This is a genomic window from Paenibacillus sp. FSL R10-2796 (assembly GCF_037965315.1).
Classification (GTDB): domain Bacteria; phylum Bacillota; class Bacilli; order Paenibacillales; family Paenibacillaceae; genus Paenibacillus_AQ; species Paenibacillus_AQ odorifer.
The window spans coordinates 6,668,210-6,689,330 of record NZ_CP150178.1; the positions used below are offsets into that span (position 1 = coordinate 6,668,210).

Sequence of the window (21,121 nt, forward strand, 5' to 3'; positions counted from 1 at the left end):
GCTATCCCTGCTGTTGCCGGCGGCGTATCACTTCATACATAATGACTCCTGCGGCGACAGAGGCATTTAATGAATTGATCTTTCCGGCCATCGGCAGCTTAAGAAGTACATCACATTTTTCACGAATCAGGCGTCCCATTCCTTTATTCTCATTGCCGATTACAACAGCTACCGGACCCGTGAAAATATCGGATTGGTATAGATTCTGATCGGTATCCACGTCTGTTCCTACTACCCAGACTCCCTGCTCTTTTAGACGGTCAATGGTCTGACCCAGGTTTGTAACCCGGGCAACCGGAACATACTCCACAGCACCCGCGGATGTTTTGGACACGGTCGCAGTTATCTGAGCCGAACGGCGTTTAGGTACGATTACCCCATGTACTCCAGTACAATCCGCCGTCCGCAGAATCGAGCCCAGGTTATGAGGATCTTCAATTTCATCAAGCAAAATAAGGAATGCCGGTTCTCCTTTGGCTTCTGCTATAGCTAACAGATCATCCACTTCAACATAGGCAAATGGTGCTGCTTGTGCAACCACCCCTTGATGCTGCACGCCTGGTGCCAGTTGATCCAGCTTACGCTTGTCCACATGCTGAATGACAATTCCCGCTTTCCGGGCTTCGGCAACGATGGGTGCTGTCAGATGCTTCTGGGCTGTCTCTGCAATCCAAATTTTATTTAATGTACGACCAGCACGAAGCGCTTCAAGCACAGAATGCTTCCCTGCCAATATTTCCTCTTCAGTCTTCAATTCTTCTTCCATGTTCACTTCTCCTATTTTCTATTTCGCCAAAGCCTATCACGGCTGTTTCAACATAAACTGTATACCCTTGTGCACAATTTCTTCTATTCTCTCCTGTTGTCCTGTGTAGTACAAGTGACCAATCAAGCACTCAAAAGCTGTAGCATGACGGTATTCAAGCACATCCGCATTCTTAGGAACACTTCCCGATTTCGCATTTCTTCCCTGACGGGCGACATCCTTCTCTTCTTCCTTGAGACTAGGCTCCAAAAAGTTCAGAATCGCACACTGTGCTTTAGCGGATACCAGCCCTGTAGCAGAACGATGCAAATGGTTCGGACGCAAATTCGGAAGAGATACTAAATACTGGCGAACAGCCACCTCATAGATAGCATCTCCTACATAAGCTAGAACAATAGGCGAAAGTAGTCGCGCAGGTTTGGAAGGCTCATAAGGAAACCATCCGTTATCAAACTTGCGTTCCTCACTCATTTACGACGCCACCGCATTCCTTGTGGAGTATCCTCAAGCAATATGCCCAAGCGGCCTAATTCATCACGGATCTCGTCAGACCGGCTCCAATTCTTATTCTTACGAGCTTCAACCCGCTCGGCGATCAACCGTTCAACTTCTTCACTTGCAATTTCCTCTTCTAGTTCAGGCGTCAAACGCAGCACAGCATTCATTTCGCCAAAAGCTTGCAGTAATGCAGCAAAATCAGCAGGAGCAGCCTCGTTATTCGCAAGCGTATGGTTTGCCAGGCTCACCCAATCGAACATAGCCGTGATCGCATCAGGCGTATTAAAGTCATCCTGCATTCTAGCATGGAAATTGGCCACTATAGCTGACAGCTTATCATTAATCTCTGAGTTGACCTCACCTTGAGCACCATCAGCAGCGAGTTCAAGCCGATGTTTAACGTTACTCTCTGCAAGCATGATCCGTTCAACGCTCTTTTCGGCGGAAGTCATAGAATCCTCTGAGAAATTCAGCGGGTTACGGTAATGGGTCGATAGCATGAAATAGCGGATAGCTCCTGCTTTAAAACGCTCACGGATGTCTTTTACAAGCCAGCCATTACCGAGCGATTTCGACATTTTCTCGTCTCCGATGTTGATGAATCCATTATGCATCCAGTAATTAGAGAGTGGTTTACCAGTCAGAGCTTCGGTCTGAGCGCATTCACATTCATGATGCGGGAACTGCAAATCTTGTCCACCACCATGGATATCAATCGTATCTCCCAAGAACTCGCGCGCCATAGCCGAGCATTCAATATGCCAGCCGGGACGTCCGTCTCCCCAAGGGCTACTCCAGTGCACTTCACCAGGTTTGGCTGCTTTCCAAAGCACAAAATCCTCCGGTTTTTCCTTACGTGAGTCCACCTCAACACGGATACCAAACTGCAGCTCATCCAGATTCTGACGAGATAATTTACCGTAGTCTTCAAATTTTGAAGTGCGGTAATATACATCGCCGCCGCTTTCGTATGCGTATCCTTTTTCCTCAAGCTCTTTAATAAATCCAATGATCAGCTCCATGCTTTCCGTTACACGGGGATTCAAGGTTGCCGGTTTAACACCAAGCCCTTCCAGGTCGTCACGGTAAGCAGCAATGAAAGTTTCCGCTACCTCTGCTACAGTAGTGTTCATTTCTTCGGCTTTGCGAATCAGTTTATCATCGACATCCGTGAAATTCGTAACATACCGCACCTCATTACCTAACTGCTCCAAGTAATTCCGGACCATATCAAAAACAATTATAGGTCTAGCATTTCCGATATGCATATATCCATAAACGGTTGGACCACACACATACATCTTAACTTTGCCCGGCTCCTGGGGCACAAACTGCTCCTTGCTGCGTGTCATTGTGTTATATATTTGTAAAGCCATCCTTATTCCAGCCCTTTCTGTTCTTCCGGATTCCTTAATACCGGGATGCTTAAATTTCGTAGTCACCAATATACTGCTGAGCTTCTGCTATCCGCTGTGCGGTTTTTTGTTTATCTTCTGCGCCAAGCTTTTCCCTAATTTCTTCGATTTCTTTCTGCAAAAACCGCAGTGAATCGACAAGCGGGTCAGGCATCTTCGTATGATCGAGCCGATCGGATACCCGTTCTCCATTACGTTTTACCACACGACCTGGATTCCCTACTACTGTACTGTTGTTAGGCACTTCACGCAACACAACTGCATTCGAACCTATATTTGAATTGTCACCAATACGAAAAGATCCTAAAACCTTCGCACCGGAACCAATAACTACATTGTTGCCGACCGTGGGATGTCGCTTACCTTTTTCTTTTCCTGTTCCTCCAAGCGTAACCCCTTGATAGATTATAACATCATCACCGATTTCGCAGGTTTCTCCAATAACAATCCCCATACCATGGTCGATAAACAGCCTATTTCCGATGACAGCTCCAGGATGGATCTCAACACCAGTCATAAATCTGCTAAACTGCGAAACCATACGAGCCATTGTATACCAGCGGCGTTTGAAAAAAGAGTGGGCGATCCGGTGACCCCAAATGGCGTGCAAGCCGGCATATGTGAAGACAACCTCGAACCAGCTGCGGGCAGCAGGATCGTTATCAAATACCGCCCGAATGTCCGACTTAATATGCTTAAACATCACGGTTCCTCTCTTCTTAACTTCCTTATCTCCTGTTTACAGGTACACAAGAAAGGTATTGTCTCCAGGCCCATCATCCTTATCATACATATGCGGTGAGTGTTCGCTTGGTTTGTTATCTCGTAGAAATATAAGACAAAGAGTATTGTATGAAAATTATTTTTGCTTATATTTAGACAAAAAACGCCCCTGCAGCATAATGCTGCAGAGACGTTTAACCGCGGTTCCACTCTGCTTGAACGAATCAAATGAGCCGCTATTGTAACAAACGGCAGAATTTCTTCGTTCCACTTGGCATCATTAACGGCGACGTTCCCGGCGCGATCTAATGAGCCTTAAAAAGGTCATTCAACCGTGCAGCTCACAGGCGCATGTTCTGCCCCGGACAAATGAATAACTCCCAGCCCGAAAGGGTGTCCCTTTCTCGGTTATTCTCTCTGGCAATTGTCTTCAATGGACGTACTTCTCCTGATCACAGCTATTATCATATAATTCTATCTTAGCGCAAAAGACAAGATACTGACAAGGGGGTTTAGTCGTATGAAATACGACCTTAAGCGCCCTTAATTTGTGATTTCAAACGTTCGATGACCCGGTTTTTGCCGAGCAAAGCAATGGTTATATTAAGATCACGTCCGTGCGTTTGTCCGGTCAGAGCCACACGAATTGGCATAAAGAGTGCTTTGCCCTTATGACCTGTTTCTTTCTGTACTTCCTTAATCAGAACAGCCATGTTGCTTGCACTGAAATCCTGACAGGCTTCAACCTTAGCCAGAAAAGCAGACAATACCTCAGGAACTTGGCTTTCAGCCAGAACCTGTGCTGCTTCCGTTTCTAATTCTAGGTGACTGCGGAAGAACAGTTCCGATAGCGCCACGATGTCAGAAGCTGCAGTCATCTGCTCTTGATACAACGCGACAAGGCTTTCCGCCCATGCTTGTTGCTCTTCGTTCAGCTCAGCAGGTATTTTACCCGCTTTTTGCAAATGCGGAATAGCTAGTGCAGAGATCCGTTTAGGATCAGCATGTTTAATATAATGATTATTCAGATGCGCCAGCTTGTTTTTATCGAACACAGCCGGGCTTTTGGACAAACGGTCCGCATCAAAAATAGAAATAAGTTCTTCTTTACTGAAGATCTCTTCTTCTCCCTCTGGAGACCAGCCAAGCAGAGAAATGAAGTTAACCAGAGCCTCAGGCAAGTAACCCAATTCATCATATTGCTCGATAAACTGAATAACGGATTCATCCCGTTTGCTGAGCTTCTTGTGGTTGTCGCCAACAATAAGCGTCATGTGACCAAATAAAGGTGGCTCCCAGCCAAGCGCTTCATAGATCATAAGCTGGCGGGGTGTGTTGGAAATATGGTCTTCTCCACGCAATACGTGGGTAATAGCCATCAGATGATCGTCAACAGCTACCGCGAAGTTATAGGTCGGAATTCCGTCCTTCTTCACAATAACAAAGTCACCCATTTCTTTTGTGTCAAAAGAAATACTGCCTTTTACGAGATCATCAAACGCATACGTACGATCTTCTGGCACACGGAAGCGAATGCTGGCCACTCGTCCCTCAGCTTCAAAAGCTAAACGTTGCTCTTCAGTCAGATCACGGTGTTTGCCAGAATAACGAGGCGTTTCTCCGCGAGCAGTCTGTTCTTCACGTTCCGCTTCCAGCTCTTCCTCTGTGCAATAGCAGCGGTAAGCCAAACCTCTGTCCAGCAAATCCTGCCAATGTACACGATATAAGTCAAGACGTTCTGTCTGACGATAAGGTCCGTACTCTCCGCCCACATCAACGCTCTCATCCCAATCCATACCCAGCCATTTCAAATACTTAAGCTGGCTCTCTTCACCACCAGCGACATTGCGCTTTACGTCTGTATCTTCAATTCTGATAATGAATTTACCGCCTTTATTACGGGCGAACAGATAGTTAAACAGCGCCGTTCTGGCGTTACCTATATGTAAATGTCCCGTAGGGCTCGGTGCGTAACGCACCCGGACTTCATCCGTCATTGTATTCCCTCCGCTTCATATGGTTGAACTTAATTTACTACTTAGACCATCTCAAGATGATATCACATCTTGGAGTAGACAGACAATAGATTGTGCGGCAATTCCTTCGCCGCGTCCGGCAAAACCAAGCTGCTCAGTTGTAGTAGCTTTAACATTCACCTTGGACGGGTCGGCATTAAGCGCACGTGCGATAATCTCGGTCATTTGTGGAATGTACGGAGCCATCTTAGGCTTTTGGGCGATAATCGTTGAATCAATATTTCCCAGCTTATATCCTCGCTCACGAGCAAGTGCCCATACCTCTTCTAATAACTTCAAGCTATCTGCGTCCTTAAAAGCTGGATCTGTATCCGGAAAATGTCTGCCAATATCACCAAGTCCAAGTGCGCCTAGAATCGCGTCACTAACTGCATGCAGCAGCACATCTGCATCGGAATGCCCAAGCAATCCTTTTTCATAAGGAATCGTAACTCCCCCAATAATACAAGGCCTGCCCTCTACCAGCTGATGCACATCAAATCCTTGTCCTACAGCGATCATGATTGTCCCTCTCCCCTGTTTCTTTCTGTGAATTCTGCATAATCCAAATCATCAGGTGTCGTAATCTTAATATTTCTGTAGCTTCCCTCTACCACAGAAACCGGAATCCCCGCACGCTCCGCCAAGCTGGAGTCATCGGTGCCCAGAAAGCCATCCCGCTCTGCCGCTGCATAAGCCTCCAGCAAATCAGAAAGACGAAAAGTCTGCGGGGTTTGAATCGCCCACAGACTTCGCCGATCCGGCGTAGACAGTACTTGTCCTTCATTATCCACCTGTTTGATCGTATCCTTGACGGGTACAGCAAGAACCGAAGCACCCATCTGCTTCGCTCGTTCGTAGCAAGCCTCAATTTCATTTGGCTGTACAAACGGACGAACACCATCATGTACCATTACCCACTGTGTCGTAAGTTTCAACAACCCTTTATGTACGGAATGCTGACGCTCAGATCCACCAGTTACTATAGCCTTAACCTTGTCCAGCTTATAGAGCTGTATCCATTCCCGGCAGCGTTTAATATCCTCTTCACCGGTTACGAGCACGATTTCAGAGATCAATTCGTGCTGCTGGAATACCTCCAGCGTATGAACGATAATCGGCTTCCCCTGCAGTAACAAATATTGCTTGCTCTCCGCAGTTCCCATTCGCGTTCCTCTGCCTGCCGCCACAATGACGACGCCCACACTGTTTGACATTAATCTGGCTCCTGTCTTTCACGTATAATCCCATCATAACGTGTTTGGCGGGCATTTCCAACCCATAGGACAGTCCCCATACACTTTATCTTCACTTATTGCGCTTTTTCCAAAAGTTTTGGCTTAGCAAATATCATTCGGCCAGCCGAAGTTTGCAGCACGCTAGTGACCAGAACCTCCATCGTAGTCCCGATATATTCACGTCCGCCTTCTACAACAATCATCGTTCCATCGTCTAAGTAGGCTACCCCTTGCCCATGTTCTTTGCCATCCTTAATGACCTGAACTACGATTTCCTCACCAGGCAGCACTACAGGCTTCACAGCATTCGCCAGATCGTTAATATTCAGAACGGAAACACCCTGCAATTCGCAAACCTTATTTAAGTTGAAATCATTAGTGACTACTTTACCTTGCAGTACCTTCGCTAACTTCACTAACTTACTGTCAACCTCAGAGATTTCTTCAAAATCTCCCTCATAGATCAATACCTTCACATCAAGCTCTTTTTGAATTTTATTGAGTATATCAAGCCCACGCCGTCCCCGGTTCCGCTTCAACAAATCCGAAGAATCAGCAATATGCTGGAGCTCTTCAAGCACGAATTCAGGTATGACAATGGTTCCCTCAATAAATCCCGTCTTACAAATGTCAGCGATTCTTCCATCGATAATAACACTTGTGTCGAGGATTTTATGTTCCTCAAGCCCGCGGCCTTCCGGCTCAGCCGCTTGGCCCCAGCGTCCAGATGTCCACAGCGCAGCAAGCTCCTCTTTTTTCTCCAAACCGATCCGCAGCCCCAGATATCCAAAAGCTAACGTAGCTGGCACTTGCAGCAGCTGCCCAGCTTTCCCAAGCCAGATCATTGCAGGGTATAACAGGAGAGATAACAGAAGCCCCCCTGTTAGCCCAGCTGCACTTGCAGCTAATTCATTCATTGGAATACGCGAACAGTAGTGAACCGCCTCCCGCAGTTTTGAACCTCCCCATTCCGCGCATAAAGACCCCGCAAACAAAAAAATAATGGCACCCAGCACCGTAAATAAAATGCTTCCTTCTACAGGTAAGCTTTCACCCAGCTTTTCCATCCCCTTGGGGAATCCTCTTTCGAGCGCATGGTATAGCGAAAAACCTGACCAAGCACCACATATTAAGGCAAAAGACAAAATCACTTTTTTCCACATAACCTAACGCACCTCCTTTTTATTCATCCTAAATGGATCTATTCCTCACCAGTATGTTCCAATTTTCAAGACGATAAACTTGGGGTAGCGCTGGAAATGCAAAAAGGCTTTGCCATCCCCTAGGGAAGACAAAACCTTTGGTCATAATTTATTCAGTTACCTTACCTTATGGACCGATTAACCGTTCTTGGAGTGATACACTTTATCTTCTGAACGGCTACGACGACGATGACGGCGTCTGGCAGTCAACCGATCAATATTTTGCTTAAAGCCGTATAATGCGTAAATTCCAAGTAAGACAAAGATCAGCTTAGCGATTTGCTCTGGGAACACTACAGCTACAGCCACTGCAACAACAATAACCACTGGCGCTCCAACCACCGCTTTTTTCGGCAATCCAATCTTTTTGAAATTAGGATATTTAACAGTGCTGACCATCAAATAGGATAAGAGCAGTGTAGCAACGATCATAAACGGAGCCGAAACATCTTTATTAAAAAGAGCTAATGTGGCCAGTACACCACCTGCAGCAGGAATTGGCAAACCGATAAAATAACCCGGAACCCCCGGACGAACATTAAAACGGGCTAAGCGCAAAGCACCAAACACCGGAAAAATCGCAGTTACTGTCCAGCCTAATGCAGAGCTCAAATCCTGCAGGCTTGAGACGTACAAAATAACGGCCGGTGCGACTCCGAAAGAAACGACATCAGATAAGGAGTCCAACTCCTTGCCAAATTCGCTTTCGCATTTTAGAGCGCGAGCTACTCGACCATCTAAGCCGTCTAACAGCATAGCAATAATAACCATGATAGCGGCCATGCTAATCTTACCGTCAAACGCCATCATGATACCAAACATTCCGAGCATCAAATTACCTATCGTAAAAAGACTCGGAATTGATTTTTGTATCATTTCTTCACCTCAATTTTCTAACTTTGGCCTTTAACGTCCCCAATATTACGTGATTGTATGTTATTTACATTTGCCTGTCAATAAGAACTTGCTTCTGTAAACGTTTGAGCCCATCCTGAATATTACGGGCCCGCACCTCCCCAATTCCGTCCACTTCATCCAATTCAGCTATGCTTGCGGACATCAAATTAGGCAGCATTTCAAACCGCTCCACCAGATTGTGAATGATCACATTCGGAAGCCGCGGAATTTTGTTAAGCAGGCGATAACCACGTGGAGTCACCACTTCTTCAGAGGTAATTGCCGTAGAAGAATAACCCAGTATACGGGCAATATGGTTGTCATCCATCAGATCATCATCGCTTATCCGTTTGAGACCGGCGATAATTTCACGGATTTTATCTTCCTGCTCTTCCTTAGCATAGTCTCTGTATAGAAGCCATGCTTCTTCCTCTGTATTTCCAACCAGTTCTTCCATCTGCATGCTGATCAGGCGTCCTTCGTTGCCCAATTCGTTGATATAGCGTTTGATCTCCATTTTTATGCGCAAAACCATCTCTACACGCTGGATAACGCCCACTACTTCAGCAACGGTAACAATGCCCTCATATTCTGAAGCTGACAAATTCGTCAGTCCTTGCGTGAGCACTGCTTTATACTTCTCGAGTGTCTGAATCGCTTGGTTAGCCTTTGCCAAAATAGCCCCGATCTCTTTGAGTGCATAACGTATCGAGCCTTGATAAAGCGTGATGATATTGCGGCGTTGTGAAATGGAAACCACCAGCTTACCCGTTTGCTTCGCTACCCGCTCCGCGGTGCGGTGACGGATCCCCGTCTCGATGGATGAGATAGAGGAATCCGGTATAAGTTGTGTATTAGCATACAATATACGCTTTAAATCCTCACTTAGAATAATAGCTCCGTCCATTTTAGCTAGCTCATATAAATAATTGGGCGAAAAATCGCAGTTAATGGAGAATCCGCCATCCACTACGTCCATCACCTCAGGACTGTACCCTACGACAATAAGTGCCCCTGTCTTAGCGCGCAGCACATTCTCCAAACCTTCCCGAAAAGGTGTACCCGGTGCCGCCAGTCTGAGCAGATCATTCATATTCTCTAATTGGTTATATTCTTTCATATCCCTGTGCCCCCTAATCTAACGCGACCGATAGTGCATCTGCTACGGTACTGACGCCAATAATCTGGATATCTTGCGGGTGCTTCCATCCCTTCATGCTCTTTTCAGGCATAATCACCCGCCGGAAGCCAAGCTTTGCGGCCTCCTTAACGCGCATTTCCGCGCGCGAAACGCCTCTTACCTCACCGGTAAGTCCTACTTCTCCGAAGAAAACGTCGTAAGGTTTTGTTGAAATATCACGAAAACTGGAGGCGATACTAATAGCTACAGCTAGATCAATCGCCGGTTCATCCAGCTTTACTCCCCCGGCAACATTCAGGTATGCATCCTGATTTTGCAGGAACATGCCCATCCGTTTCTCGAGTACAGCGATAATAAGTGCCATCCGCTGGTGATCCATGCCTGTGCACATTCGCCGTGGGGAAGGGAAGTGGGTGGCAGCAACAAGTGCCTGAAGTTCTACAAGCACAGGTCTAGTTCCCTCCATACTTGCCACCACAGTAGAACCAGCCACGCCAAGCGGACGTTCCGATAAAAAGAGCTCCGATGGATTCTCTACTTCGGTAAGTCCCGCTTCACCCATTTCGAAAATGCCGATTTCATTCGTAGAGCCAAAGCGGTTTTTTACAGCCCGCAAAAGTCTATACGTATGATGCCGCTCACCCTCAAAATACAGCACGCAGTCCACCATATGTTCAAGCATCCGTGGTCCAGCAATAGCCCCTTCCTTGGTAACATGACCAACGAGAACTGTTGCAATTCCACGAATCTTAGCGATACGCATAAATCTTGTCGTACACTCCCGAACCTGGGTCACGCTGCCTGGCGCACTCGTTACTTCTGGCATAAATACGGTCTGAATAGAATCGATGACAAGAAATTGTGGCTGGATTTGTTCGATCGCTTCTTCTATGCTTTCCATATTTGTCTCACATAGTACATAAAGCTCCGTTGACAACGCATCGAGGCGATCCGCGCGCAGCTTAGTTTGCCTTACCGATTCTTCGCCCGAGATATACAATACTCGCAATCCCTGTGTTGTAAGGGCGTGCGAGGTCTGTAATAAGAGCGTAGATTTACCGATTCCTGGGTCTCCCCCTACTAGTACCAGCGATCCTGGTACGATCCCCCCACCGAGAACACGGTTAAGCTCACCTATACCTGTCAGTATGCGCGGTTCCTTGTCACTTTCTATACTTATGATCGACTGTGCCTTTTCTTTACTATGAAAAATAGGGGCATTCATTCCCTGTGTTTTGACTACGCTTTCCGTTTCCTCCACCATGGAGTTCCAAGCCTGGCACCCTGGGCATTTCCCGAACCATTTTGGCGATTCGTATCCACAGTCGGTGCAAAAAAATTTTGTTTTTGCTTTAGCCATTTGTTCTCCTTACGGTCCGAACTGTTTACAATTCGGATCATTTTCTTCTAATGAAAGTTTACCATTTCTACCCCTTTAACGAAAGGTCATTCGGTATTTGCATTAAATGTATATTTTAAATTGATCTATTTCCAATAAAAAAAGCTTCCGCTCCTCTATAAATAAGGAGCGAAAGCCTTGTTTATTTTATTCGGATTCTACTTCTTTTTCAAGCGCTGGCGCTACTGGAGCGTCCACTTTAGTCACCACAAGTTCTCCCCCGACCTCATCAATATTGAGGGAATCACCCTTTTGGATATTTCCTCTCAACAATTCCTCAGAAAGACGGTCCTCAATATGCTTCTGAATTGCCCGGCGCAATGGACGTGCACCAAAGGCTGGGTCATAACCTTCTTTAGCCAAGAAGGCCTTCGCTGCATCCGTGAGTACGAAATCAACATCATATTCACGCAGGCGCTTGCGCAGCTCATCAGACATCAACGTAACGATCTCAGCGATATGTTTCTCATCGAGTGAGTGGAAGACGATGATTTCGTCGATCCGGTTCAAGAACTCTGGACGGAAGCTCTTCTTGAGCTCTTCCATAACCTTGCCCTTCATATTGCCGTATTCTGCTCCTGCATCTTGCACAGCCGTGAATCCAAGCGTTGAATTCTTCTTGATTGCCTGTGCGCCTACGTTAGAGGTCAGAATGATAAGTGTATTGCGGAAGTCAACTACCCGGCCTTTGGAGTCGGTAAGGCGACCATCTTCAAGCACTTGCAGCAAAATGTTGAATACTTCCGGATGTGCTTTTTCAATTTCATCAAGCAGTACTACCGAGTATGGTTTACGACGTACCTTCTCTGTTAATTGGCCGCCTTCTTCATAGCCGACATATCCAGGAGGGGCACCAACTAAACGGGACGTGGAGTGCTTTTCCATGTATTCCGACATATCAATACGGATGACCGCATTCTCATCGCCGAACATGGCTTCAGCAAGCGCACGTGCCAACTCAGTTTTACCTACACCCGTAGGACCGAGGAAGATAAAGGAGCCCATTGGACGTTTCGGATCTTTAAGACCCGCACGCGCCCGGCGCAATGCCCGGCTGACAGCCTTAACAGCTTCGTCCTGACCAATCACTCGTTCATGCAGCAGAGCTTCCATGTTAAGCAGACGGTCGGTCTCTTCTTCCTTCAGCTTGCTTACAGGGATTCCCGTCCAGCTTGCAACAACCTGTGCGATATCTTCAGGTGTAACTTCAGAATCGGTGCGTCCTTGTTTTTCTTTCCACTGGTTCTTAGTCGTATCAAGCTCTTCACGGATTTTTTGCTCCGTATCACGCAGGGCAGCCGCTTTCTCAAACTCTTGGCTCTGAACAGCGGAATCCTTCTCCTTGCGGATATCATCCAAGCGCATTTCTAGTTCCTTCAGATTTGGCGGGATAGTGTAAGAGTGAAGCCTTACTTTAGACCCTGCTTCATCGATAAGGTCAATGGCTTTATCCGGCAGGAAACGATCCGGAATGTAACGATCAGACAGCTTTACAGCTTCCACGATAGCTTCATCCGTAATTTTCACACGGTGATGTGCTTCATAACGATCGCGAAGTCCAAATAGAATTTGTACCGCTTCTTCTGGAGATGGCTGATCCACCGTAATGGGTTGGAAACGGCGCTCCAAAGCTGCATCTTTTTCAATATATTTACGATATTCATCCAGCGTAGTCGCACCGATGCACTGAAGTTCTCCGCGGGCTAAAGCCGGCTTAAGAATGTTGGAAGCATCAATAGCACCTTCTGCGCCACCAGCACCGATCAGCGTATGAAGCTCATCGATAAAGAGTACGATATTCCCCGCTTGGCGAATCTCATCCATGATTTTCTTGAGGCGGTCTTCAAACTCACCGCGATATTTAGTACCAGCCACTACCGAGCCCATATCGAGCGTCATTACGCGTTTGTCGCGCAGTGTTTCTGGAATTTCATTATTAATGATCTTTTGGGCCAAGCCTTCAGCAATAGCTGTTTTACCAACCCCAGGTTCACCTATCAACACCGGGTTGTTCTTCGTCCGGCGGCTCAGTACCTGAATAACACGTTCAATTTCCTTGCTACGACCGATAACTGGATCCAGGTTGCCATCCTTGGCATAAGCCGTCAAATCGCGTGCTAGACCGTCTAGAGTCGGTGTGCTGACATTAGCAGGTGTTCCGCTATGACTGGATGCAGCCTCGCTGCTTCCCAGAAGCTGAAGCACTTGCTGACGAGCTTTGTTCAAGCTGATGCCTAGGTTATTAAGCACACGAGCCGCGACACCTTCTCCTTCACGAATAAGTCCTAGCAGAATATGCTCAGTGCCGACATACGTATGTCCCAGCTTGCGGGCTTCGTCCATCGACAACTCGATTACTTTTTTGGCGCGAGGAGTATAAGCAATGTTCGTAGGTTGTTCTTGGCCTCTGCCAATCAGTGTCTCCACTTCGTCCTGGATTTTTTCAAGACCCAGACCCAAAGCGATTAATGCTTTAGCAGCAATGCCGTCTCCTTCACGAATAAGTCCTAGCAAAATATGTTCTGTGCCAATATTGTTGTGTCCTAAACGAACAGCTTCTTCCTGCGCTAGCGCTAGCACTTTTTGTGCGCGTTCCGTAAATCTTCCAAACATCATATCTCCTGCACCTCCATGAATAATAAATATCTATATTAATGTTGTGTTCCCAGTGTTTCTCGGAGCAGTTTCGCCCGATACATATCCCGTTCAGTGGCGTTCATCTCGTCACCGAACATTTTTTGCAGAAATCCTGGCTGTGTCTTAACGTTAAGCTCATTAAGCACGGAAATCGAAGGGCCTTCCAGTATACCAAGGTCAACCCCAAGTCTCACATCAGACAGCCGTTGTGCGGATTCTTTAAGCTCCATTAGAGCAGCGTAACACAAAATCCCATAAGATCTTTTCACTCGGTCTGTAATTCTTAAAGCGGAATCTACAAGCAGCCTTTCACGGGCATTTCGTTCATGCTCTATAATCTGGGTGACTACACTGTGAAGGTTCTCGATGATTTCACTTTCTGTTTGACCGAGAGTAATCTGATTGGAAATTTGAAAGATGTTCCCTACTGCTTCGCTGCCCTCACCATAAATTCCTCTTACAGTCAATCCCACTTGGTTCACTGCTGACAATATGCGATTGATCTGTTGGGTCATTACTAGTGCTGGCAAATGCAGCATTACTGAGGCACGCAGCCCTGTACCCACATTGGTGGGACAACTGGTCAAGTATCCTCTTTTATCATCAAAAGCGTAATTCACAGCCGATTCGAAGATATCATCGATGGCTGTCGCACGTTCCCATGCTTCTCTTACCTGAAGACCCGGGAACAGACATTGGATCCGCAGATGGTCTTCTTCGTTAATCATGATGCTGACCGACTCATCTTCATTTAATATCACAGCTGCGCCACGTGAATCATTAGCCAGATTAGGACTGATGAGATGTTTCTCGACCAATACCTTTTTATCCAGTTCATTCACTTCAGCAAGCTTTATCAGTTGAAAAGATCCGAATACGGCAGCAGTTTCCCCATGAAACACAGGGGCCAGCAGCTCTAATACTTCTTCCGATTGCTCTAAGGAAGCAAGCATAGGGAATGGAAGATGCTCTAAATTACGTGCAATACGCATACGGCTGCTAATTACAATCTCGGAGTGACTGCCTCCCGAGCGCATCCAATCACTAAGCGCTTGTTCAGTAAATCGGAGACTTGACATGTCATATCCCCCCTATATATCAAAGACTTTACTCTTGTGCCATTTCTTTTTCAAGTTGGCGAATTTGATCCCGCAGCTCTGCCGCAGTTTCGAATTCCTCCTGTGCGATACTTTGCTGTAATTCCAGCTTCAATTCATCAATTTGCCGCTTGAACACAATTTGTGCTCCAGCACGTTTAGGAATCTTGCCTACATGCGAAGTGCTGCCATGCACCCGTTTAAAGAGCGGGTCCAGTGCACTGTTAAAATATTTATAACAGGAGCTGCAGCCAAAACGACCCAATTTGCTAAACTGCGAGTACGTCATTCCACAATTCTCACATTGCAGACTCTGCGTAGTCTTCGTAGCAGCCGTCTTTTCCTTACCGGCCCCTTCAAGATCAAGCAGACCGGACAGCAAGCTGTGAATGGAGAATCCTCCAGCAGTTCCCGGGATCAGTTCACCCTTCTCCCGCGCACAGCTCTCGCAGATATGAAATTCTGTCTTCTCTCCATTCACGATCTTGGTGAAATGGAGTGTTGCTGGCTTGACGCCACATTCCTGACATTGCATAAGCGAAAGCCCCTCCCTTATGATTGACAATTATTTGCCTAACAAAGAGATTAACATCGCCTTCATAATCTTGGCCCGAATCTCATCCCGATATGGAATCTTAACCGTTAGGCAATCCCGAGAAACAGCAGCGCGCATAAGACACGCCTCACGCTTGCTTAGAAAACCAGCTTCCTCCAGTTGATAAATCAACCCTTCGGCAGCGTTTTGATCTATCCCGCCACCTATAGTATGGTTTAAATGGGCATGCAGTGCCACGTTGGGCGGCAATTCAAAACGTTGAATACGAATATATCCCCCGCCACCACGCTTACTTTCCACCACATAGCCTTTTTCCAGTGTAAAGCGTGTACTAATAACATAATTGATCTGTGACGGTACGCATGAGAACTGGTCCGCCAGGTCATTTCGCTGGATTTCCACCGTACCTTCGGGACTTTCATGCAAAATATTCTTCAGATATTGTTCAATAATATCAGAGATATTGCGCATCACTCATCCTCCAGTGCTCTTTAAAGCTTCATAATATCGCTTGCGCCCGCATCCTTAATGACATTCATTAGTGAACTTCATTCATATAAGTCTGAAGAAAACTTCACAAATTCAGAGGATCGCACTGTATGTCATCAGGTGCGTTGACTTTGACTTTCTTTGACTTTTTAATATTATAACATATTCTGTGCTAATTCCAAGTGGATTCTCTTATTTTTCACTTTTTTCAGCGAATGTATTCGGAAATAAAGAACTCTCCCAGCATCTTTCGAAGGGGAGAGCCTAATTATTTTCTAAAAATGATCAAAAAGTGCAGTTTCAGCTTGCGGTATGATTTCTTCGAGCCATTCCAGAGCCCTCGGATTACCAGTCACACGTCCATAACGAGCCAGCTCTGCCGGGCGTTTATATCCAAACATTAGAATCGTCAGCGTACCAATATCACAGCTTAAGTCAGCTGCATCCCGTTCACCCTCTATACGCAAGAAAGCTGCTGCTCCCTTTTCGGAGACAGTCCATTCCCACAACCCGTCATTCCATGGGGCATATTTATCTTCAATATAGATAACCTGTTTCTTCTGACTGTTGTGACGCTTAAAAGAATAACTCTCCACGAATGCTTTAGCATTAACAATACGCGCCATAAAATAAGGATAATTCTCCTGCTCTATACGCGGATCAGGCAGCAAAAAGGGTAACATATCATCGGATGGCACCAGTTTTAGCGATGCACCGGTCACCATCGAATCGTGATTCGCAAGAAATGTCCACAGCCCCTGCCGGGCCTGTTCGTTCAAAAACACAAATTCATCAATGACCAGCTCTCTATTTTCTATCTTATATAGTACGTATCCTTCAGGTTCCCCAAGCTGTGAATAAAATACCGCAGTCTGACCTTCATCATCCAGAACAGAGCTCTCCCACCAGTCCAAATCACGCTTAAGTGTTCCGTTATATCTAACTGCAAAACGATTGTATAAGTTGTCCAATACTTCGATATCTATAACACCACGTCTTACCTTGCCCTCAACTTCAACCTTCTTGGGGAACCTGGCAACAGGAATGGAGTATTTCTTATATTCACAATAAACTTCCCAACCAAATTTGCGATAAAAGGGGATCAGGAACGGATGCAGAAAAGATAATGTCTGCCCCGCCTCATTCATCGTTTGCAGCGTATGCGCCAGGAGCTTTGCCACATGCCCCTGTCTGCGATTCTCTGGCCATGTCGCTACCCCTGCGAGCCCTCCCATAGGTACTAATCTACCTTGTATGTACACTTCGAACGGAAGAAGAGTAAGTTTAGCTTCCAAAGTACCTTCTTCAAAAGCACCCCATACGCGTTCTGCTTTAAATCTTTCCTTAGCATTCGCCCTTTTCTCACTGGGCAGCTTGTATTGAAAAGCATATTCAGATAAATCCATGCTTAGATCAAACTCTTCTGAGTGCAACTGTCTGATATCCACAAAACTCACCTCATCATTTATGAATTTACTTTTATGGTTAGTATAACAAGAGAGTTTATTGTGTGCGAATTATAAGGATATTTTTCGAACTTTTTTTAGTTATCCACAGCCTTAGGCAGTTTTAAAAATAGTCTTGTAATCTTGTTCTATTCAAGTTAAAATAATTATCCACTTATTAATCCCTCTATCCACATAAATATGACTATATCCACAGCAACCCGTGTATTACTTAGGTTTTCTGTTGACAGATCTACATAAATATGTACTTAATCCACACCATTTGGTGATTTTTTGCCTTTTAATCATCTATCCACATGTGCGTAAGTTTTCTGCAAATTCCAATGAATTATCCACAAGTTTTCCACAATCTATAATAGACGCAAAAAAGCCACTGTCGAGTTATCAACAGTGGTCTATTTGTGCTTGGCAACGTCCTACTCTCCCAGGACCCTTCGGTCCAAGTACCATCGGCGCTGGAGGGCTTAACGGTCGTGTTCGGGATGGGTACGCGTGGAACCCCTCCGCTATCGCCACCAAACATGCATCTGTGAAACAGACGCTGCCGCGTGAAATTCGGTTCATCACCAGAAGTGACAATGAATTTCTAAGCGTGTTACAGGCTTGATGCCTGAAAACTGAATCCGAAACGAATCTGCATTCTACATATAGGATAAGCCCTCGACCGATTAGTATTGGTCAGCTCCATGCATTGCTGCACTTCCACCTCCAACCTATCTACCTCGTCGTCTTCAAGGGGTCTTACTAATTGGGAAATCTCATCTTGAGGGGGGCTTCACGCTTAGATGCTTTCAGCGCTTATCCCGTCCGTACGTAGCTACCCAGCCATGCTCCTGGCGGAACAACTGGTGCACCAGCGGTACGTCCATCCCGGTCCTCTCGTACTAAGGACAGCTCCTCTCAAATTTCCTGCGCCCACGACAGATAGGGACCGAACTGTCTCACGACGTTCTGAACCCAGCTCGCGTACCGCTTTAATGGGCGAACAGCCCAACCCTTGGGACCTACTTCAGCCCCAGGATGCGATGAGCCGACATCGAGGTGCCAAACCTCCCCGTCGATGTGGACTCTTGGGGGAGATAAGCCTGTTATCCCCAGGGTAGCTTTTATCCGTTGAGCGATGGCCCTTCCATGCGGTACCACCGGATCACTAAGTCCGACTTTCGTCCCTGCTCGACTTGTAGGTCTCGCAGTCAAGCTCCCTTATGCCTTTGCACTCTGCGAATGATTTCCAACCATTCTGAGGGAACCTTGGAACGCCTCCGTTACTCTTTAGGAGGCGACCGCCCCAGTCAAACTGCCCGCCTGACACGGTCCCCGTACCCGATAAGGGTACTAGGTTAGAACCTAGATACGATCAGGGTGGTATCCCAACGGCGCCTCCACCGAAGCTTGCGCTCCGATTTCTACGGCTCCCACCTATCCTGTACAGATCGTACCCAAATTCAATATCAAGCTGCAGTAAAGCTCCATGGGGTCTTTCCGTCTTGTCGCGGGTAACCTGCATCTTCACAGGTATTAAAATTTCACCGGATCTCTCGTTGAGACAGCGCCCAAGTCGTTACGCCATTCGTGCGGGTCAGAATTTACCTGACAAGGAATTTCGCTACCTTAGGACCGTTATAGTTACGGCCGCCGTTTACTGGGGCTTCGGTTCATAGCTTCGGGTTACCCCTAACCACTCCCCTTAACCTTCCAGCACCGGGCAGGCGTCAGCCCGTATACTTCGCCTTGCGGCTTCGCACAGACCTGTGTTTTTGCTAAACAGTCGCTTGGGCCTTTTCACTGCGGCCCCCTCGTGCTATTCACACTACCGGGGCACCCCTTCTCCCGAAGTTACGGGGTCATTTTGCCGAGTTCCTTAACGAGAGTTCTTCCGCGCGCCTTAGAATTCTCTTCTCGCCTACCTGTGTCGGTTTGCGGTACGGGCACCTTCTCCTGGCTAGAGGCTTTTCTTGGCAGTGTGAGATCATGACCTTCGCTACTACAATTTTCGCTCCCCATCACAGCCCAGCCTTATCGATGTGCGGATTTGCCTACACATCAGCCTCACTGCTTAGACGGACATCCATCAGTCCGCGTCACTACCCTCCTGCGTCACCCCATCGCTCATAGCGGATTACGGTGGTACAGTAATTTCAAACTGTTGTCCTTCGACTACGCCTTTCGGCCTCGCCTTAGGTCCCGACTTACCCTGAGCGGACGAGCCTTCCTCAGGAAACCTTGGGCTTTCGGCGGATCAGATTCTCACTGATCTTTTCGTTACTCATACCGGCATTCTCACTTGTGTAGTGTCCAGCGCTCTTTTCAGTACACCTTCAACCCCTACACAACGCTCCCCTACCCCAGATACATACGTATCTAGCCATAGCTTCGGTGGTGTGTTTAGCCCCGTTACATTTTCGGCGCAGAGTCACTCGACCAGTGAGCTATTACGCACTCTTTCAATGGTGGCTGCTTCTAAGCCAACATCCTGGTTGTCTGTGCAACTCCACATCCTTTCCCACTTAACACACACTTGGGGACCTTAGCTGATGGTCTGGGCTGTTTCCCTTTTGACAATGGATCTTAGCACTCACTGTCTGACTCCCGGCAATAAGTATATGGCATTCGGAGTTTGACTGAGCTTGGTAATCCTTGCGGACCCCGCACCCAATCAGTGCTCTACCTCCACTACTCTTATACCGAGGCTAGCCCTAAAGCTATTTCGGGGAGAACCAGCTATCTCCGAGTTCGATTGGAATTTCTCCGCTACCCCCACCTCATCCCCGCACTTTTCAACGTACGTGGGTTCGGGCCTCCAGTGCGTGTTACCGCACCTTCACCCTGGACAGGGGTAGATCACACGGTTTCGGGTCTACGTCCACATACTAATTCGCCCTATTCAGACTCGCTTTCGCTGCGGCTCCACCTTCTCGGCTTAACCTTGCATGTTAAACGTAACTCGCCGGTTCATTCTACAAAAGGCACGCCATCACCCATTAATAGGGCTCTGACTTTTTGTAAGCACACGGTTTCAGGTTCTATTTCACTCCCCTTCCGGGGTGCTTTTCACCTTTCCCTCACGGTACTGTTTCACTATCGGTCGCCAGGTAGTATTTAGCCTTAGCAGATGGTCCTGCTGGATTCATACGGGGTTTCACGTGCCCCGCACTACTCGGGATCCGTCTCGGAGAGAACACAGTTTAGGTTACAGGGCTTTTACCTCTATCGCGGGCCTTTCCAGACCTCTTCACCTACCATATTCCTTTGTAACTCCATGTGAGACGTCCCACAACCCCTAAGAGCAAGCTCTTAGGTTTAGGCTGTTCCGCGTTCGCTCGCCGCTACTGACGGAATCACTATTGTTTTCTCTTCCTCAGGGTACTTAGATGTTTCAGTTCCCCTGGTCTGCCTCTACATTTCCTATGTATTCAGAAATGAGTAACTGCGAATTACCACAGCTGGGTTTCCCCATTCGGACACCCCCGGATCAAAGCTTGCTTACAGCTCCCCGAGGCAGTTTCGTTGTTCGCCACGTCCTTCGTCGGCTCCTGGCGCCTAGGCATCCTCCGTGTGCTCTTATTAGCTTAACCTTGATTT

Annotated in this window: 16 protein-coding genes and 2 rRNA genes; all 18 read right to left on the bottom strand. The window is 47.0% G+C overall.

Going from position 1 to position 21,121, the window contains the following annotated elements; all coding sequences use genetic code 11:
* Window position 1: 1 nt before the first annotated feature.
* Window positions 2-766: a 23S rRNA (guanosine(2251)-2'-O)-methyltransferase RlmB gene (rlmB, locus tag NST58_RS29905; RefSeq protein ID WP_076105935.1), complete on the bottom strand. Its 765-nt coding sequence runs from the start codon at window positions 764-766 to the stop codon at window positions 2-4.
* A gap of 36 nt (window positions 767-802) precedes the next feature.
* Window positions 803-1,237, bottom strand: coding sequence for a ribonuclease III domain-containing protein (locus tag NST58_RS29910; RefSeq protein WP_339245169.1), 435 nt, complete (start codon window positions 1,235-1,237; stop codon window positions 803-805).
* On the bottom strand, window positions 1,234-2,640 hold the full coding sequence (gene cysS, locus NST58_RS29915; RefSeq protein WP_339245173.1) for a cysteine--tRNA ligase: 1,407 nt from the start codon (window positions 2,638-2,640) through the stop codon (window positions 1,234-1,236). Before cysS ends, NST58_RS29910 begins: the two co-directional genes overlap by 4 nt.
* Window positions 2,641-2,689: 49 nt before the next feature.
* A complete protein-coding gene (gene cysE, locus NST58_RS29920; RefSeq protein ID WP_036680489.1) occupies window positions 2,690-3,382 on the bottom strand; it encodes a serine O-acetyltransferase in 693 nt (230 codons plus the stop codon).
* A 553-nt stretch (window positions 3,383-3,935) separates the two neighbouring features.
* The gene (gene gltX, locus NST58_RS29925; protein WP_036680487.1) at window positions 3,936-5,399 is read right to left on the bottom strand and encodes a glutamate--tRNA ligase; all 1,464 of its coding nucleotides are present in this window, start codon (window positions 5,397-5,399) and stop codon (window positions 3,936-3,938) included.
* A gap of 51 nt (window positions 5,400-5,450) precedes the next feature.
* Window positions 5,451-5,939, bottom strand: coding sequence for a 2-C-methyl-D-erythritol 2,4-cyclodiphosphate synthase (gene ispF, locus NST58_RS29930; RefSeq protein WP_036680486.1), 489 nt, complete (start codon window positions 5,937-5,939; stop codon window positions 5,451-5,453).
* Window positions 5,936-6,634, bottom strand: coding sequence for a 2-C-methyl-D-erythritol 4-phosphate cytidylyltransferase (gene ispD / locus NST58_RS29935; RefSeq protein WP_076218759.1), 699 nt, complete (start codon window positions 6,632-6,634; stop codon window positions 5,936-5,938). Before ispD ends, ispF begins: the two co-directional genes overlap by 4 nt.
* A 95-nt stretch (window positions 6,635-6,729) precedes the next feature.
* Complete coding sequence (locus NST58_RS29940; RefSeq protein ID WP_036680481.1) at window positions 6,730-7,818, bottom strand: PIN/TRAM domain-containing protein; 1,089 nt, start codon at window positions 7,816-7,818, stop codon at window positions 6,730-6,732.
* Between the two features lie 177 nt (window positions 7,819-7,995).
* Entirely contained in the window at window positions 7,996-8,733 is a 738-nt protein-coding gene (pssA, locus tag NST58_RS29945; RefSeq protein ID WP_339245176.1) for a CDP-diacylglycerol--serine O-phosphatidyltransferase, read from the bottom strand.
* 64 nt (window positions 8,734-8,797) lie between these two features.
* On the bottom strand, window positions 8,798-9,874 hold the full coding sequence (gene disA / locus NST58_RS29950) for a DNA integrity scanning diadenylate cyclase DisA (RefSeq protein ID WP_036680475.1): 1,077 nt from the start codon (window positions 9,872-9,874) through the stop codon (window positions 8,798-8,800).
* Window positions 9,875-9,887: 13 nt separating this feature from the next.
* The gene (radA, locus tag NST58_RS29955; protein ID WP_036680472.1) at window positions 9,888-11,255 is read right to left on the bottom strand and encodes a DNA repair protein RadA; all 1,368 of its coding nucleotides are present in this window, start codon (window positions 11,253-11,255) and stop codon (window positions 9,888-9,890) included.
* Between the two features lie 186 nt (window positions 11,256-11,441).
* Entirely contained in the window at window positions 11,442-13,910 is a 2,469-nt protein-coding gene (clpC, locus tag NST58_RS29960) for an ATP-dependent protease ATP-binding subunit ClpC (protein ID WP_036680471.1), read from the bottom strand.
* A 35-nt stretch (window positions 13,911-13,945) separates the two neighbouring features.
* The gene (locus NST58_RS29965) at window positions 13,946-15,010 is read right to left on the bottom strand and encodes a protein arginine kinase (RefSeq protein ID WP_076218760.1); all 1,065 of its coding nucleotides are present in this window, start codon (window positions 15,008-15,010) and stop codon (window positions 13,946-13,948) included.
* 28 nt (window positions 15,011-15,038) lie between these two features.
* A complete protein-coding gene (locus tag NST58_RS29970) occupies window positions 15,039-15,563 on the bottom strand; it encodes a UvrB/UvrC motif-containing protein (protein ID WP_036680467.1) in 525 nt (174 codons plus the stop codon).
* A gap of 30 nt (window positions 15,564-15,593) precedes the next feature.
* The gene (locus NST58_RS29975; protein WP_036680465.1) at window positions 15,594-16,055 is read right to left on the bottom strand and encodes a CtsR family transcriptional regulator; all 462 of its coding nucleotides are present in this window, start codon (window positions 16,053-16,055) and stop codon (window positions 15,594-15,596) included.
* A gap of 293 nt (window positions 16,056-16,348) precedes the next feature.
* Entirely contained in the window at window positions 16,349-17,521 is a 1,173-nt protein-coding gene (locus NST58_RS29980; RefSeq protein WP_339245180.1) for a GNAT family N-acetyltransferase, read from the bottom strand.
* Window positions 17,522-17,942: 421 nt separating this feature from the next.
* Window positions 17,943-18,059: ribosomal RNA gene (gene rrf / locus NST58_RS29985) — 5S ribosomal RNA — on the bottom strand.
* 128 nt (window positions 18,060-18,187) lie between these two features.
* Window positions 18,188-21,114, bottom strand: a 23S ribosomal RNA gene (locus tag NST58_RS29990).
* Between the last annotated feature and the right edge of the window lie 7 nt (window positions 21,115-21,121).